Annotated in this window: 13 protein-coding genes, 1 tRNA gene and 1 pseudogene; 7 read left to right on the top strand and 8 right to left on the bottom strand. The window is 67.6% G+C overall.

Going from position 1 to position 14,207, the window contains the following annotated elements:
• Together ACFFBG_RS11685 and ACFFBG_RS11680 are read right to left on the bottom strand one after the other, a co-directional pair.
• On the bottom strand, positions 1–1,820 hold a 1,820-nt coding region (locus ACFFBG_RS11685), incomplete at its 3' end, for a protease pro-enzyme activation domain-containing protein (protein WP_375478826.1).
• 684 nt (positions 1,821–2,504) lie between these two features.
• Positions 2,505–3,197 carry a TetR family transcriptional regulator gene (locus ACFFBG_RS11680; protein ID WP_375478824.1) on the bottom strand — a complete coding sequence of 231 codons (693 nt, stop codon included), beginning with the start codon at positions 3,195–3,197 and terminating at the stop codon, positions 2,505–2,507.
• A gap of 162 nt (positions 3,198–3,359) precedes the next feature.
• On the opposite strand from ACFFBG_RS11680, the gene ACFFBG_RS11675 reads away from it, so the two are divergent.
• The 3 genes from ACFFBG_RS11675 to ACFFBG_RS11665 are packed head-to-tail and all read left to right on the top strand — an operon-like array spanning position 3,360 to position 5,878.
• Positions 3,360–4,496 carry a ferredoxin reductase gene (locus tag ACFFBG_RS11675; protein WP_375478822.1) on the top strand — a complete coding sequence of 379 codons (1,137 nt, stop codon included), beginning with the start codon at positions 3,360–3,362 and terminating at the stop codon, positions 4,494–4,496.
• 15 nt (positions 4,497–4,511) lie between these two features.
• A complete protein-coding gene (locus tag ACFFBG_RS11670) occupies positions 4,512–5,630 on the top strand; it encodes a fatty acid desaturase family protein (protein ID WP_375478820.1) in 1,119 nt (372 codons plus the stop codon).
• 53 nt (positions 5,631–5,683) lie between these two features.
• Positions 5,684–5,878, top strand: coding sequence for a hypothetical protein (locus ACFFBG_RS11665; protein WP_375478818.1), 195 nt, complete (start codon positions 5,684–5,686; stop codon positions 5,876–5,878).
• A 39-nt stretch (positions 5,879–5,917) separates the two neighbouring features.
• On the opposite strand, the gene ACFFBG_RS11660 is transcribed toward ACFFBG_RS11665, so the two are convergent.
• From ACFFBG_RS11660 to ACFFBG_RS11650, 3 genes and pseudogenes are all read right to left on the bottom strand, one after another.
• Positions 5,918–7,309 carry an aldehyde dehydrogenase family protein gene (locus tag ACFFBG_RS11660; protein WP_375478816.1) on the bottom strand — a complete coding sequence of 464 codons (1,392 nt, stop codon included), beginning with the start codon at positions 7,307–7,309 and terminating at the stop codon, positions 5,918–5,920.
• Between the two features lie 132 nt (positions 7,310–7,441).
• A pseudogene (locus ACFFBG_RS11655) lies at positions 7,442–7,711 on the bottom strand (DNA polymerase beta superfamily protein); the annotation flags it as partial.
• Between the two features lie 105 nt (positions 7,712–7,816).
• A complete protein-coding gene (locus tag ACFFBG_RS11650; RefSeq protein WP_375478814.1) occupies positions 7,817–8,278 on the bottom strand; it encodes a MarR family winged helix-turn-helix transcriptional regulator in 462 nt (153 codons plus the stop codon).
• A 520-nt stretch (positions 8,279–8,798) separates the two neighbouring features.
• Between ACFFBG_RS11650 and ACFFBG_RS11645 the strand changes: the two genes are divergently transcribed.
• Entirely contained in the window at positions 8,799–9,023 is a 225-nt protein-coding gene (locus ACFFBG_RS11645; RefSeq protein WP_375478812.1) for a hypothetical protein, read from the top strand.
• Positions 9,024–9,128: 105 nt separating this feature from the next.
• Here ACFFBG_RS11645 and ACFFBG_RS11640 read toward each other — a convergent pair.
• Positions 9,129–9,201: transfer RNA gene (locus ACFFBG_RS11640), tRNA-Arg, on the bottom strand.
• Positions 9,202–9,524: 323 nt separating this feature from the next.
• On the opposite strand from ACFFBG_RS11640, the gene ssb reads away from it, so the two are divergent.
• On the top strand, positions 9,525–10,067 hold the full coding sequence (ssb, locus tag ACFFBG_RS11635) for a single-stranded DNA-binding protein (RefSeq protein WP_375478810.1): 543 nt from the start codon (positions 9,525–9,527) through the stop codon (positions 10,065–10,067).
• 58 nt (positions 10,068–10,125) lie between these two features.
• Here ssb and ACFFBG_RS11630 read toward each other — a convergent pair whose 3' ends face one another.
• Both ACFFBG_RS11630 and ACFFBG_RS11625 read right to left on the bottom strand, forming a co-directional pair.
• The gene (locus tag ACFFBG_RS11630; protein ID WP_375478808.1) at positions 10,126–10,821 is read right to left on the bottom strand and encodes an MBL fold metallo-hydrolase; all 696 of its coding nucleotides are present in this window, start codon (positions 10,819–10,821) and stop codon (positions 10,126–10,128) included.
• A gap of 137 nt (positions 10,822–10,958) precedes the next feature.
• On the bottom strand, positions 10,959–11,648 hold the full coding sequence (locus ACFFBG_RS11625; protein ID WP_375478806.1) for a transglycosylase family protein: 690 nt from the start codon (positions 11,646–11,648) through the stop codon (positions 10,959–10,961).
• A gap of 448 nt (positions 11,649–12,096) precedes the next feature.
• Here ACFFBG_RS11625 and ettA point away from each other — a divergent pair, with 448 nt between their 5' ends.
• On the top strand, positions 12,097–13,779 hold the full coding sequence (ettA, locus tag ACFFBG_RS11620) for an energy-dependent translational throttle protein EttA (protein ID WP_375478804.1): 1,683 nt from the start codon (positions 12,097–12,099) through the stop codon (positions 13,777–13,779).
• A gap of 13 nt (positions 13,780–13,792) precedes the next feature.
• Positions 13,793–14,191 (top strand): acyl-CoA thioesterase, encoded by a 399-nt coding sequence (locus ACFFBG_RS11615; protein WP_375478802.1) that lies wholly within the window; start codon positions 13,793–13,795, stop codon positions 14,189–14,191.
• The last annotated feature ends 16 nt before the right edge of the window (positions 14,192–14,207 follow it).

Raw genomic sequence — 14,207 nt, 5'->3', positions numbered from 1 at the left:
GTCCCGGTCGAGGCCACCGTGCCGCTGTTGGTGACGTTCACCGACCACGACGCGGTCGAACCCGGCGAAAAGACGGCACTGTTCGCCTGAATAGTTGGAACGAGAGCGACTGGGTTGCACAGTCCGGTAGCCAGAGTCGCCGCGTTCGGGGTTCCAAGACCTGTGGCCATATCGTAACCAGCGCGGGCCTTGAATAGGCCGCCGTGACTCGAGGTCTCGTCATTGTTGCCGGTCGTTACGTCGTGGAAGTATTTGCCCTGGCTACTTCCTGCAAGAGTGTATAGAGCCGGATTAGCGAACCCCAGAGTATTCTGACTGCAACCCGGGGTCGTGTCCGCTATCGAAACAAGCGCGGCCCACAGCGGGGCGCTCGCGCTCGTTCCTCCGTTCTTGATCCATTTGCCCTTATAGTATTCGGCATAGCCGTTTACGGGATCGGCGTCTGCCGCTACGTCCGGCACCTCGCGGCAGTCATTGTTGCCCGAGCCGTTCGCGCATCCAGAGGCTGCGTCTGAACCGATCACGTGCAGCCCATTCGGCGCGGCAGATTGATAGCTGGGCATCCGCCAATAACTAGAATTCCCGCCACCCGAGGCGTCGTGTCCCGTCCCTCCGGTATTCCAGACTTTCTCAGTGGGCGGGCTCGCGACCTTGGTCAATGTCGTCCCGCCTACTCCGGTCACGAACGGTTGGCTGGCCGGGTCTCCTGGGCTGAGAGCGGTGCTATTGTCATGAGACAAACATCCTTCGGATCCGTTGTCGTCAGACGCAGCAATAACCGTGATTCCAAGCATTGCGGCCTCTGAGAACAAATTCATCTCACTCTTGAGGAACCCGGGGTCTGCGGCCCGCAAGTCTTTCTCGCAGCTTCCCCAGCTGCTGCTGATCACGTTGATCTGACCAAAGTCGCCTCCGATCATCTCCCCGTAGTCGTCGAGCTCTCCGGTCAGACTGTTAGGTGCTTCGGCGACGACGATTGGCGCTTTCGGCGCGAGACCTTCGACAACCTCGATGTCGAGTGCTGCTTCACCGGAGCCGGGACCAGTGCCGGCTCCGCCGTCTACCTGTTCTGGGTCAGCGTTGTGGCCGACTTTATAGCAGTCGGCGTAGGCGTCAGCGTCACTCTGGTTGTAGCTTTCGAGTTCTAACAAGCCTATTGGGCTTCCTTGCCCGAAGCTCCCTGCCTTATAAAGGCTATTGAATTGATACGAGTTCGCCATCTGGTCGGCAGTCAAAGTGTGATTGCTCGCGGACCAGGTCGAGAGCGAGGAGCATGATTGTGGACCGCCAGTAGCAACATGCGGAACAGTGGCATGCGCCTTAGCGGCACCTTGTCGAGCAGTACCAGTGCGCGACACGGCGACTAAATTGTTTAGTCCGACGATCGCAGTTACGGCACCGCGCAGTGATGCCGGAAGAGTTATCGATTTCGTATTGGAATAGACCCGTCTTCCGGATGGCAGGCGGTAGTTGTCTAGACGCGTGGCGAGCGAACGTTCGATCTGAGCCACAGGAGCAGTGACGTGCAGGATAAGCCGGTCGGTGGACAGTCGAATGTCGGTGATGCCGTTGCTTCTTAGCCAGGCCTCAGTCGAGGCCACGGCCCGCGGTGCCGCGCCATAGGTCTTGGAGAATTCCGCTTCATTAATATGTCTGCGGTACGCAGGGCTGGTCGGATCAGAAACTGCCCGTGCCGAGGTTGCGAGCTGAACGCCATTTTGGGGCGTCAGAATTACGTCGAAGTTGATCCTCTGGGTGACCGGCTTCCCGCCAAGGTCGAAAGCTCCCGGCGGCACGACTGGTGCGGCGTCGAGCGTCACCGACTGAGGTGTATTGCTGGCGCGAGCGGGGGATTCGGGTGCCGCCAAGCCGCCCAACATCACCGCAACGGAAAGTGTGACCAACGTGCGATGGCGAGCCATTTCTCTCTCCCCCCAAGAGTGGCGTTCGGCGAGAGCATAGCCAACGTTTACCGATCGGTGGGCGGCCCCGGCGAGCATGGCGCCATACCGAAGAACGCCGCCATCACTCGTGCCTGTCTGGAAATCGCGTCAGCGCATCCCGGTAGATCATCTTTATGCTGATTGACGTGATTTGACCGACGTGCGTCGAGTAGAGGGCCGGTCGAGGTGTTGTTGCCGCGCAACCTTTGCGCGTCGTGGCCCTCCGTGGGGTGATCACCGGATGTTGGTGAACGGGGTGCGGACACGGGGTTGGCACTCCGTAACGTGATGTGCCACCGGCCTCACCGGGGCGGCATCGAAATGCACGAATCGGCGAGCGTAGGTCACAGATCCACCCGGACCGGACACGGCACCGGGCGGGGCGTGACGGAGGACACCGCGCCAGCGATAACACTCTGACGCGGCAGCGGATCCCGGCGCGGGCTGGACTTGTGGACCGGCAGTTTTGTGGATCGAGAGTCGCTGGCTCGCTCTCGCTGCCGGTTCAGCACCGAGATCAAATCGCAAGTACGCGATAGGCCCGCGGTGCGATTGGCGTGCTCACGGCTTGCTGCGCCACTCGCCCATGCCGAGCACGATCAGCCGAAGCTGGCGTTGGGCGCGGTCGAGTACGAACTCGGCGTCCTCGGGATGCCGGTCGTCCACCTCGAGCAGCTCCATCACCGTGCCGAGCATCGCCGCGACCATCAGCCCGGCGGCCATCTCCAGATCGTCCGACGTCCAGTCCAGCCCGACGGTCAGCCGGGACAGGTCGACGGTGAGGTCGCTGGTGAAGAGCCGGAGCTCGGTGGCGATGCCGCGTCGCACCCCGGCCACTCCGCCGTACCGCTCGCGGGTGAGGAAGCGGAACTGGTTCGGGTGCGCGCGGACCTGCCGGGCCAGGATCGCGACGGTGTCGACGATGATGTCGCCGTGCGCGGCCTGCCCGCGCCGCGCCTCGCGGATCATCTGCCGCAGCGGCCGCATCGCCTCGTCCACCAGCTCGACGCCGAGCTCGTCGATCGAGGCGAAGTGCCGGTAGAACGCGGTCGGGACGATGCCGGCTTCGCGGGCGACCTCGCGCAGGCTCAGGCTCGCAAGGCTGCGTTGCTCGATCAGCTTCAACGTCACGGCCAGCAGGCGGCGACGCGTCTGCTCCTTGCGTTCGGCGCGCGACCCGGCCTCGGACACCGAGCCGGCGTCGTCGGCGTCGTGCACAGACGTGCGCTCAGCCCGCCCTCGCCCGGTGGCCATCGGCTCAGATTACGCCCGAGCGCGTTCCTAACCAGATTGCGACGTGGGTGGCATCACGGTGGCCCTGCGTTGACATGGCTACGGGTCCGTAACAAGACTGGTCAGTGAACAAGCGTGCACTGAAGTAGCCGAGGCGCGCGCCGACCGGTCAGGAGGAACGCCATGGTTTCGTTGACACCGCTGCGACACACACCGTTGCGGCACGCGCCGCTGGCGAGCATCCGCCGCCGCGCGCGGTCGCCGCTCGCCGTCCTGGAGGCGCTGGCCACGCCGCACGGCCTCGATCGGTACCTCGAACTCGTCAACCCCATGCTCACCGTGCGCGAGCTGCGCGCTGAGGTCACCGGCGTGCGCCGGACGGCGGGCCCCTCCGTCACCCTCACCCTGCGTCCGACCCGCCAGTGGCGCGGCTTCGCGGCAGGCCAGTTCGTGACGATCGCCGTCGACATCGACGGCGTGCGCCGCAGCCGCTGCTACTCGCCGGCCTGCTCAGAGCACCGCGCCGACGGCCAGCTCGAGCTGACGGTCAAGGCGCACCCGGACGGCGTCGTCTCGAACTGGCTCTACGCCAACGCGACACCCGGCCTGGTCGTCGGGCTGTCGCAGGCCGACGGCGTGTTCGCGCTGCCGACCCCGCGCCCGGAGCGCGTGCTGCTGATCAGCGGCGGCAGCGGCGTCACCCCGGTGATGTCGATGCTGCGCACGCTCGTCGACGAAGGCCACGCCGGCGAGATCGTGTTCCTGCACTACGGCAACACCGAGGCCGACGTCGCTTATCTGCCCGAGCTGCGGGCGATCGCCGCGGCCCACGCCAACGTGCGGCTGGTGCTCGGCTACACCGCGCAGGCCGCCGGCGGCGACCTGCACGGGCTGTTCGACGAGACGCACCTCGCCGACGCGGCGCCGTGGTACGCCGAGGCGCCCGCCTATCTGTGCGGGCCGCCGCCCCTGATGGCCGCCGTGCGCGACCAGTACGCCGCCAAAGGCATCGAGGACCTCCTGCACACCGAGGAGTTCCTCGCCGCGCCGCTCGCCGTCCCGGACGCCGACGCCACCGGCGCGGTGCGGTTCGGCGACACCCTTGTGGAGAACAACGGCGCGACGCTGCTCGAGCAGGCCGAGGACGCGGGCCTGTCGCCCGCCTACGGCTGCCGCATGGGCATCTGCTTTTCCTGCACCCAGGTCAAGAAGAGCGGATGCACCAAGAACGTGCTCACCGGAGACGTCCACACCGACCCCGACACCGAGATCCAACTGTGCATCTCCGTCCCGGTCGGCGACGTCGACATCGACCTGTAAGAGAGGACATCAGACATGAGCAAGACCGTCACCCTGACCGACCAGCAGGTCGACCAGCTCGGCCGCGAGCTGGACGCGATCAAGCAGCGCGTCGTCGACGACCTGGGCGCGACCGACCGCGACTACATCTACGACGTCGTCAAGTGGCAGCGCGGCTTCGAGGTCGCCGGCCGGGCGTCGCTGTTCCTCGGCTTCCTGCCGCCGTTCTGGCTCGGCGGCGTGGCCGCCCTCTCGCTGTCGAAGATCCTCGACAATATGGAGATCGGCCACAACGTCATGCACGGCCAGTACGACTGGATGCGCGACCCGGCGATGAACTCGAAGATGTTCGAGTGGGACACCGTGTGCCCCGCCGAGCAGTGGAAGCACTCGCACAACTACATGCACCACACGTACACGAACATCCTCGGCAAGGACCGGGACATCGGGTACGGCATCCTGCGCATGGAAGAGGCGCAGAAGTGGAACCCCTACTACCTCGGCAACCCGGTCTGGGCGTTCCTGCTGATGACGCTGTTCCAGTGGGGTGTGATGGCGCACGACCTCGAGATCGAGCGGATCGTCACCGGCGAGAAGGACATCCGCGAGCTCAAGCCCCTGGTGCTGCAGCAGTGGCGCAAGGCCGGCCGCCAGGTGCTGAAGGACTATGTGCTGTTCCCGGCGCTGTCCGGCCCGCTGTTCCTGCCGACGCTGGCGGCCAACGCGACGGCGAACCTCGTCCGCAACATCTGGTCGTTCTCGATCATCTTCTGCGGCCACTTCCCGACCGGCGTGGCGACGTTCACCGAGGAGGAGACGGCGAACGAGACGCGCGGCCAGTGGTACCTGCGCCAGATGATGGGCTCGGCGAACATCACCGGCGGCCCGCTGTTTCACATCATGTCCGGCAACCTGTCGCACCAGATCGAGCACCACCTGTTCCCGGACATCCCGGCCCGGCGCTACCCACAGATCGCGCCCGAGGTGCAGGCGCTGTGCGAGAAGTACGGCCTGCCCTACAACAGCGGCGGTTTGACGAAGCAGCTGGGCTCCGTCTGGGGAAAGATTTTCCGGCTCGCGGTGCCGTTCGGCTCGCGCGGCGTCTCCGCGCCGGCCGCTAAAGTCGCGCAGATCAAGGTCCCCGTCGCGGCGTGAGTCCCCGACCCGAGTCGTGGTCTGAGCCGGCGGGCGCGAGCCGAGGAGAGACGATGGTGAGCAGGGTCGAAATCGGCAAGGACACCGTCCAGGTGCTCGCCGAGTCGGCGGCGACGCACGTCGGCCGGATCGCCACGATCGTCACCGGCGCGGTGCGCGGCGTGACCCACGAGCTGGGGGAGTGGGCCGCGGACGTGTTCGAGATGCGCGAGGCGGCCGGCAAGGCCCGGGCCGACGGCTCGGACTGACCGTTTCGCTGTCGCCGTCAGAACAACGTCAGAACAGCGTCAGAACAGCCGGCGCAGGATCGTCTCCTTGACCCGGTTGTACGGCGGGTAGGCGATCGGCATGTCCAGCCAGGTCGGCTTGCGCAGCACGGCCTTGCGGTGGCTGAACGCGTCGAAGCCCCACTTGCCGTGGTACGCGCCGGTGCCGCTCGTGCCGACCCCGCCGAACGGCAGCTCGGGCACCAACAGGTGGAACACGCTGTGGTTGATCACCGTGCCACCGTTGCTGATCTCGGCGAGCACGCGTTCCTCGTTGGAGCGGCCCTCGCTGAACAGGTAGACGGCGAGCGGCTTGGTGCCCTGCTGCACGTGCGCGATCGCGTCGTCGAGTGAGACGACGCTGACCACCGGCAGCACGGGACCGAAGATCTCCTCGCGCATGAGTGCGGAGTCCGCGTCTGGGTCGACGATCACAGTGAACTCGGCGCGCTTCGCCTCGGCCCGCACCGTGCCGCCGCGGGCGATCGCGCCACCGGACTTCTCGACGAGCCCGGCGAGCCGGCCCGCCTGCCGGGAGTTGACGATCGGCATGTCGCGCTCGTCGGTGAACGCGTCCAACGCCTTCGTCAGCTCCGCGACGAACCGGTCGCGGACCGTGCGGTCGACGAGGATGTAGTCCGGGGCGACGCAGGTCTGGCCGGAGTTCAGCAGCTTGCCGAGCGCGATGCGCTTGGCGGCGACCTTGAGGTTCGCGTCGTCGGTGACGATCGCCGGGCTCTTGCCGCCTAGTTCGAGGGTGACCGGCGTCAGGTGCTTGGCCGCCGCTGCCATGACGGCCTTCCCGATCTCCGGTCCGCCGGTGAAGAAGCAATGGTCGAGCGCCTGGTCGATGAGCTCCTGTGTGGCGTCGGCGGCGCCCTCGATGACGGCGACCGCCTCCGGGTCGAGGTACTGCGGCACCAGCTCGGCGAGCAGCGCCGAGCATGCCGGGGTGTGCTCGGACGGCTTGAGCACGGCGCAGTTGCCGGCGGCGAGCGCGGCGACCAGCGGGGCGAGCACGAGGTGGATCGGGTAATTCCACGGGCCGATGATCAGCACGACGCCGAGCGGCTCGGGCTGGTGCCACGCCTTGCCCGGCTGCAACGCCAACGGCACCGGGACCCGGGTGGGCCGCACCCAGGAGCGCAACTTCTTGCGCGCGTGCCTGGCCTCGCCGGTCACCGGCGCGAGGTCGGCCATCCACGCGTCCACCCGTGGGCGGCCCAGATCCTTCTCCAGCGCCGCGGCGAAGTCGGCCTCCCGCTCGGTGAGCAGTCGCTCGATGCCGGCGAGCTGCTCGAGCCGCCATTCGACCGGCCGGGTGTGGCCGGAGCGGAACGTCGCGCGCAGCTGGGCGACGGTGTCCGGGATGCTGCGGGCCCCGGCGGCGTTCCGGCTGGCTGAGACGGTCATCGAGCGGCTCCCTTGCTGCGGCGGACGCTCCTCACGTTACCCGCGACGGGGTGTCGCAGGCCCATCGGCGCAGGTAGCCGCGGTGCAGCCAGCCGTCCACCCACGAGCGGTCCGGCTGGTCCGGCACCCCCGCCGCGCCCACTTGCGCGCCGAGTAGATGATCACGTCGAAGTCCCCGGGGCCAGACCGGTTCGCGAGGCCGCCTGGGCGATCCCACGCGGTGTGCCGCTCGTACTGGTCGAACGGGATCGTCGCGGCTGTCACGCCAGTGCCGCGCGGCACCCGGGCCAGTCCGGTGACGAACTCGGGCGGCTCGAAGCAGATGCCCATCTCGTCGCGGTCGTCCTGTCCGTCGACGGAGGTGCCGTGGACGCCGGAACCGACCTGGACGCGCAGCGCCATGCCGTCCTCGGCGATGCGACGGGCTTCCTCGGAGGCGTGCGGGTGACTAAAGCCCGGCGGTAGCCGGCGTCCATCGCTCGTGCTCAAGTGCTGGCCGGCCGCGCGCTAACCCGCCCGGAACTCGTCTTCCAGCCGATCGCGGATGTCGCACAGCGCGATCAGTCCCGCGCGCAGGCCGGCCAGTTCGCTGGGCGAGATCAACGTCGCCAGCTCGTCGTCGACCGCCGTCACCGACTCGCGCACGACGGCGGCGGCCGCGCGGCCGCGGTCGGTGGGGTGCACGGTGATCCGACGCCGGTCGTCGGCGTTGACTGCTCGCTCGAGGTAGCCGCGCAGCACGAGCGTGTCGATGAGCTGGCTGGCCGCCTGCTTGCTCACGCCGAGCTGTCGCACGAGGTCGGCCGCTTGGCCGCCGTGATTGACCATTCCGCCAAGCACGTAGGGGCCGTTGCGCGGCACGTCGTCGAATCCGGCCGCCGCGAGACGCGTCGAGATCGCCCGCCCGTACGCCCCGCGCGACGCGCGCAGCAGCGCCGGCAGAACGATCTCGTCAGCAGCGGTCGTCATGACGCCAAGCTATGCCGGGACGATGGGATTGGTCAATGAGATTGACTAGTTGGTGTGCGGACCACGCTGGTCGGTCTGTTGTGCTGCGCCGCGTCAGCGACCAGGTCGGCACGCCGCCCGTCATGCGCCGGACGACGTGCCGACTTACGCTATTCGGCGAATCTCGGCGCTCCGGTTTGGTCTGGCGTGCGTCGTTGGCGCCACCGCTCGCGGAGGGATCGCAATCTCATACAAAGCCGCGCAGAAGTCGACTTCGGGAGGGGGACAGCTGAGCCTCAGCCGGGGCCTGACGGCTCGAGCGGCTTCGCGAGCTGCGCTGGTCGCAATTTCGGTCTCGTTGGTCGCCACAGGATGCGTGTCGGGCACTATCGACGACGCGTCGATTTCGACGCCGAGGCAATCGTCGCGATCACTGTCAACGGACCTGATCACTCCACCCGCCCCCACAGTCGCCGCTACCAGCTCGACGGACCACAGCGCGAAGGCCGAGCAGACCTCCGCCGGGGACGGTTCGTTTCGGATGCCGAACGAGGTCGGCAAGGTCCTGCAGACCGCTCAGGATGACATCCAGCGCGTCTCTGGCGATCCGCTCTTCTCCCATTCCCACGACGAGATCGCCACCCGCTTTCAGGTCGTCGACGACGACTGGCGGGTGTGCGACCAGAACGTGCGGCCGGGCGCTCGAGTCGGCGCGGTCGGACACATCGACTTCGGTGTCGTGAAGCTGGACGAGCAGTGCCCCTGAGCTCGGCGATACGTGCTCGACCGCTTGGCGCCCGCCCTAGACCAGACACCCCTCCGCAACACACTCCACGACCGACCCTGAACCGTTCCGCACGCCGCCCGTCAGCGCCCCCGGCAGGGCTCGAACCTGCGACCATCCGCTTAGAAGGCGGGCGCTCTATCCACTGAGCTACGGGGGCCAATCCGCGTTCGCAGATTACCGGCTGTGCTAGCGCTGGTCGGCGGAAACGTCGCGGTCAGCGTTCTGCGGCGCTCCGCAGGTCGCGCGGGCTCGCGGCTGCGGCGTCTTCGGTCGATTTCGCTCGCTCGCGCCAGACCGAGCGGGCGGGCGGGCGGGGACCATAGCAGCTGGCTCTGACGAACTGCGGCCCGTCTGTCCACAAGCTCGCCCGCAGTCCACAGATCTACGGAGTTCATCGCGGTGTCGACGCCGCAAGGGTTGTCTGATCCCACGCCCGCAGCGGGCGCCGGAACGAACCGGATCGAGACAAGGGAGCAGGACATGAATGACACGATCATGACCATCGTGGGGAACGTGGTCGACCAGCCGCGCACGCGCAAGACGAAGAGCGGCCACGCGGTGAGCAATTTCCGCGTGGCGTCGACGTCGCGGCGCTTCGACCGCGAGCAGCAGCGCTACGTCGACAACGCGACGTTGTTCGTCAACGTCACGTGCTGGCGGGCAATGGGCGAGAACGTCGACCAGTCCGTGCGCAAGGGCCACCCAGTGGTCGTCTACGGCCGGTTCTACACGCGTGACTACGTGGTCAACGAGCAGGTGCGCACCAGCTACGAGCTGGAGGCGATGGCCGTCGGCCACGACTTGTCCCGCGGGGTAAGCAAGTTCGATCGGGTATACCGGCCCGCGCCGACAGTCACGGTGACGAGAGACGAAGACGGCATCCCAGTCGACGACAGCGATCACTGGCTCGACCTCGCCGACCCGTCAGCCGACGATGCGGCGCCCAGTGTCGGTGACGACGACATCCAGTCGGCGCACGACGAGCCGCAACGGCCTGACCGCGTGCTCGCGTCCGCGTCCTGATCCGCGACGCCGCTTCCGGTCGGCTCGCTCGATCGGGAGCGGCGCCGCCGGGCTGCGATCAGGCTGGTTCCCAGACAGCGGCGTCGTGCGCGAAGACGACGCGACGAGGATCGAAGGCCAACAGCCGCGTCATCCATGCCGGCGCCACCGGCAACGGCGGCGTATGGCCGAGCGATGGCGCGGCCGCCGCGAGCGCGTCGGCACTCCACGCAGAAGCGGTGTCGTGGGACTGCCCGGCCAGCACGACAGAGCCGTCGTCGCATTCGACGACCAGCGACTGATGCCCGGCTACGTGGCCTGGCGTCGGAACGACGTGCACGCCGGGACGGATGTCGGCCTCGCCGTCGAGCAGCTCGTAAGCGCTGCCCGCGAAGTCGATCAGATGGTCCATGGTGTAGTCCCCGCCGAGCGCAGCATCCAGCTCGGTTCGCTGGCAGACGATCGGCCGGCCGGCGAACCGCGGATTCTCGCCACAGTGGTCGAAGTGGAGATGGCAGTTCACCACGATCGTGATCTCGTCGAGGCGCGCGCCGACCGTCGCCAGCGCGTCTGCCAGCTGGACGCGCCGCGGTCGGTACCAGGCCTCGGTGTCCTCCGCGCCGATGCCGAGCCCGGTGTCGAGCAGGATCGGGCCGTCGGGGTGTCGGACGAGGTAGCCGTAGACGGCTTCAACCCTCGGCCAGCCGTCGGCGGTCTCTTCCGGAGGCCGCACGAACGTGCCGAGCGTCAGCCGCGAGATGTCGTCGACGCGCATACCAAGACGCTAACGAAAAGCGCCTGCGCGCCGACCGCCGTCCGCTCAGAGCGGACCCGCAAGACCGATCATGCCGTCGAGACACCTTGTGCGGCCCGGCCGTCCTCGGCCGGCCCGCACATGGCTCGGATTCTCGTTCAGGGGAGGGTCAGGTGCTGGCCGACGCGAAGCACGTTTGGGCTGGACAGGTGTTTGCGATTTGCCCGGTACAGAGCGTGCCACCCGCCGTGCACGTGATGACTTCGGGCGATCGCCGAAAGCGTGTCGCCCGACCTCACCAGGTAGGTGCCGTGGTTGGCGTGCCGCGTCTTGTGGTGCTTGGTCTTGTGGTGGTGCTTCTTCTTGTGGTGCTTCTTCGCGCTGTGATGCGCCGGCTTGTCCGGCGAGCCGGCCTTGGCGGGCAAGCGCGTGGACGTCGCCTTGCCGTTCGACCGCGTCAACCCGGCCTGTGGGCCGCAGACGGGCCATGCGCCGGAACCCTGCGACTTCAGCACGCGGCGGGCGACCTCGATCTGCTCCGGCCGCGTGGCCCTGCTCGCCTGGTGGGCGTATTTGTGACCGCCGTAGGCGCGCCATGTGCCCGCCGAGAATTGCAGGCCGCCGTAGAAGCCGTTGCCGGTGTTGATGTGCCAGTTGTTGCCGCTTTCGCACTTGGCGACGCGGTCCCACACAGTGTGGTGCGCGGCCGCGTTGGCGGGCGATGCAAGGGCCGTGCTGACGGCCGCGGCGGTGCCGACGGTGGTGGCCAGCACGGCCGCGGTCCGCCCGGCGGGACGGCGTTTCTCGGGCGAGGCAGCGTGTTTGGGCGTGTGGGAGCGCGAAGCCATGTGGTGCCTTTCTCGGCGACGTCGTGGCCGCCTCGGTTCGGTCCCCGGTGCGCGACGAAGGCGGCACTGCGCGGGCTCGAGGGGTCGAGCGAAGCCGCTTTGGGGATCTCGGGTGGCCCGGTCCGCGCCGCCGTTCTGCGGCGGCGTGGCGTAGCGCACCTTCCCTGCCCGGTGCGGCGCTCGAGTGGTGGGTTCGGCGAGCGCGGCCGCGGACACGGTAAACACGCGACCCGGCGACCATCCAAATTCGATGTGCGATTCAGTGCCGAAGGACACAGCCCGCAGACTGCGCGCGGTCGCCGGGTTCCGGTCCGTTTTCGCGCTTGACGCGCGGGCTGGAAGACTGGTCCACGGCCCGGTCGCCCCGGCCCGCGCCGCCCTGGTTGCCCGCGTCCGCCAGACGTGCGCCGACGACGCCCATGTGCATCAAGCGAGCAAGGACGAGACAGTGGCTCAGTTCATCTACACCATGCAGCGGGTGCGCAAGGCGCACGGCGACAAGGTGATCCTCGACGACGTCACGCTCTCCTTCCTGCCCGGCGCGAAGATCGGCGTCGTCGGCCCCAACGGCGCCGGCAAATCGAGCGTGCTGAAGATCATGGCCGGCCTGGACCAGGCCTCGAACGGCGACGCCCGGCTGTCGCCTGGCGCGTCGGTCGGCCTGCTCCAGCAGGAGCCTTCGCTGGATGAGACCAAGACAGTGCGCGGCAACGTCGAAGACGCCGTCGCGGACCTGCGCGCCACCTTGGCCCGCTTCGAGGCCGTGTCCGCCGCCATGGGCGAGCCGGACGCCGACTTCGACAAGCTGCTCGCCGAGCAAGGCGACCTGATGACCGTCATCGAAGACAACGAGGGCTGGGAGCTTGACAGCCGCATCGAGCAGGCGATGGACGCCCTGCGCTGCCCGCCCGGCGACGAGCCGGTCACGCATCTGTCCGGCGGCGAGCGACGGCGTGTCGCGCTGTGCAAGCTGCTGCTCGAACAGCCTGACCTGCTGCTCCTCGACGAGCCGACGAACCACCTCGACGCCGAGAGCGTGCAATGGCTCGAGCAGCACCTCGCGAAGTACCCCGGCACCATCCTGGCCGTCACGCACGACCGGTACTTCCTCGACAATGTCGCCGAGTGGATCCTCGAGCTCGACCGCGGCCGCGCCTATCCCTACGAGGGCAACTACTCGACCTACCTGGAGAAGAAGGCCGAGCGACTCGCGGTCACCGGCCGCAAGGACCAGAAACTCGAGCGGCGGCTGCGCGAAGAGCTCGACTGGGTCCGGCAAAACGCCAAGGGGCGCCAAGCCAAGAGCAAGGCCCGGCTGCAGCGCTACGAGGAGATGGCCGCCGAGGCCGAGAAGACCCGCAAGCTCGACTTCGAGGAGATCCAGATCCCGCCGGGCCCCCGCCTCGGCAACATCGTCGTCGAGGCGACGAGCCTGACGAAGGCCTTTGGCGACAACCTGCTGTGGGAGGGCATGTCGTTCTCGCTTCCCCGGGGCGGCATCGTCGGCGTCATCGGCCCGAACGGCGTCGGCAAGACCACGCTGTTCAAGATGATCATCGGCGAGGAGAAGCCCGATTCCGGCGACCTCGTCGTCGGCGAGACGGTCAAGCTCGGCTACGTCGACCAGAACCGCGCGGGCATCGACCCGACGAAAAACGTCTGGCAGGTCGTGTCGGACGAGCTGGACTACATCCACGTCGGCCAGGTCGAGATGCCCTCACGCGCCTATGTGTCCGCGTTCGGCTTCAAGGGCCCGGACCAGCAAAAACCGTCCGGTGTCTTGTCCGGCGGCGAGCGCAATCGCCTCAACCTGGCCCTGACCTTGAAAGCCGGCGGCAACGTCCTGCTGCTCGACGAGCCGACGAACGACCTCGACGTCGAGACCCTCGGCTCGCTGGAGAACGCGTTGCTCGACTTCCCGGGCTGCGCGGTGATCACCAGCCACGACCGGTGGTTCCTCGACCGCATCGCCACGCACATCCTGGCCTGGGAGGGAACCGGGGACCGCCCCGGCAACTGGTTCTGGTTCGAGGGCAACTTCGAGTCCTACGAGAAGAACAAGATCGAACGCCTCGGCGCGGACGCGGCGCGGCCGCACGCTGTCACTCACCGCAAGCTGACCCGCGACTGACCCGACGGCGCCCATGTCGCGTTTCACGCACGAGGTCCACATGCGCTGGTCGGACATGGACGCCTACCGGCACATCAACAACTCCGCCTACCTCGCCTACCTTGAGCAGGCGAGGGTGGCGATGTTCTTCTATCGGCACGAGAACTTCTCGAGCGGCACGGTGATCGCCCGGCACGAGATCGACTACCTGCTCCCGGTCGTGTACGACCCGCAACCGCTGCAGGTGCAGATGTGGATCGATGGTGTACGAGGCGCGCGGTTCACGGTGCACTACGAGGTGTTCGACCACGGCCGGCTCGTCGCGCGGGCCGCGACCCAATGCGTCACCTTCGACTTCACCGTCGACCGGCCGCGCCGGCTCAGCGCTGAGGAGGTCGAGGTCTTGCGGGGCTTCGCCGACGACGCCGCATGAGAACCCCGCGAAATCG

It is taken from the genome of uncultured Jatrophihabitans sp., assembly GCF_964251945.1.
In the GTDB taxonomy this organism is placed as follows: domain Bacteria; phylum Actinomycetota; class Actinomycetes; order Mycobacteriales; family Jatrophihabitantaceae; genus Jatrophihabitans.
This window is presented reverse-complemented; position numbering and strand designations above follow the sequence as displayed.

Bases quoted from the DNA above. Each gene is read 5' to 3' on its own strand.
- ACFFBG_RS11680 (WP_375478824.1), bottom strand. From the start codon at position 3,197: ATGGCCACCGGGCGAGGGCGGGCTGAGCGCACGTCTGTGCACGACGCC.
- ACFFBG_RS11675 (WP_375478822.1), top strand. From the start codon at position 3,360: ATGGTTTCGTTGACACCGCTGCGACACACACCGTTGCGGCACGCGCCG.
- ACFFBG_RS11670 (WP_375478820.1), top strand. From the start codon at position 4,512: ATGAGCAAGACCGTCACCCTGACCGACCAGCAGGTCGACCAGCTCGGC.
- ACFFBG_RS11665 (WP_375478818.1), top strand. From the start codon at position 5,684: ATGGTGAGCAGGGTCGAAATCGGCAAGGACACCGTCCAGGTGCTCGCC.
- ACFFBG_RS11660 (WP_375478816.1), bottom strand. From the start codon at position 7,309: ATGACCGTCTCAGCCAGCCGGAACGCCGCCGGGGCCCGCAGCATCCCG.
- ACFFBG_RS11650 (WP_375478814.1), bottom strand. From the start codon at position 8,278: ATGACGACCGCTGCTGACGAGATCGTTCTGCCGGCGCTGCTGCGCGCG.
- ACFFBG_RS11645 (WP_375478812.1), top strand. From the start codon at position 8,799: ATGCCGAACGAGGTCGGCAAGGTCCTGCAGACCGCTCAGGATGACATC.
- ssb (WP_375478810.1), top strand. From the start codon at position 9,525: ATGAATGACACGATCATGACCATCGTGGGGAACGTGGTCGACCAGCCG.
- ACFFBG_RS11630 (WP_375478808.1), bottom strand. From the start codon at position 10,821: ATGCGCGTCGACGACATCTCGCGGCTGACGCTCGGCACGTTCGTGCGG.
- ACFFBG_RS11625 (WP_375478806.1), bottom strand. From the start codon at position 11,648: ATGGCTTCGCGCTCCCACACGCCCAAACACGCTGCCTCGCCCGAGAAA.
- ACFFBG_RS11615 (WP_375478802.1), top strand. From the start codon at position 13,793: ATGTCGCGTTTCACGCACGAGGTCCACATGCGCTGGTCGGACATGGAC.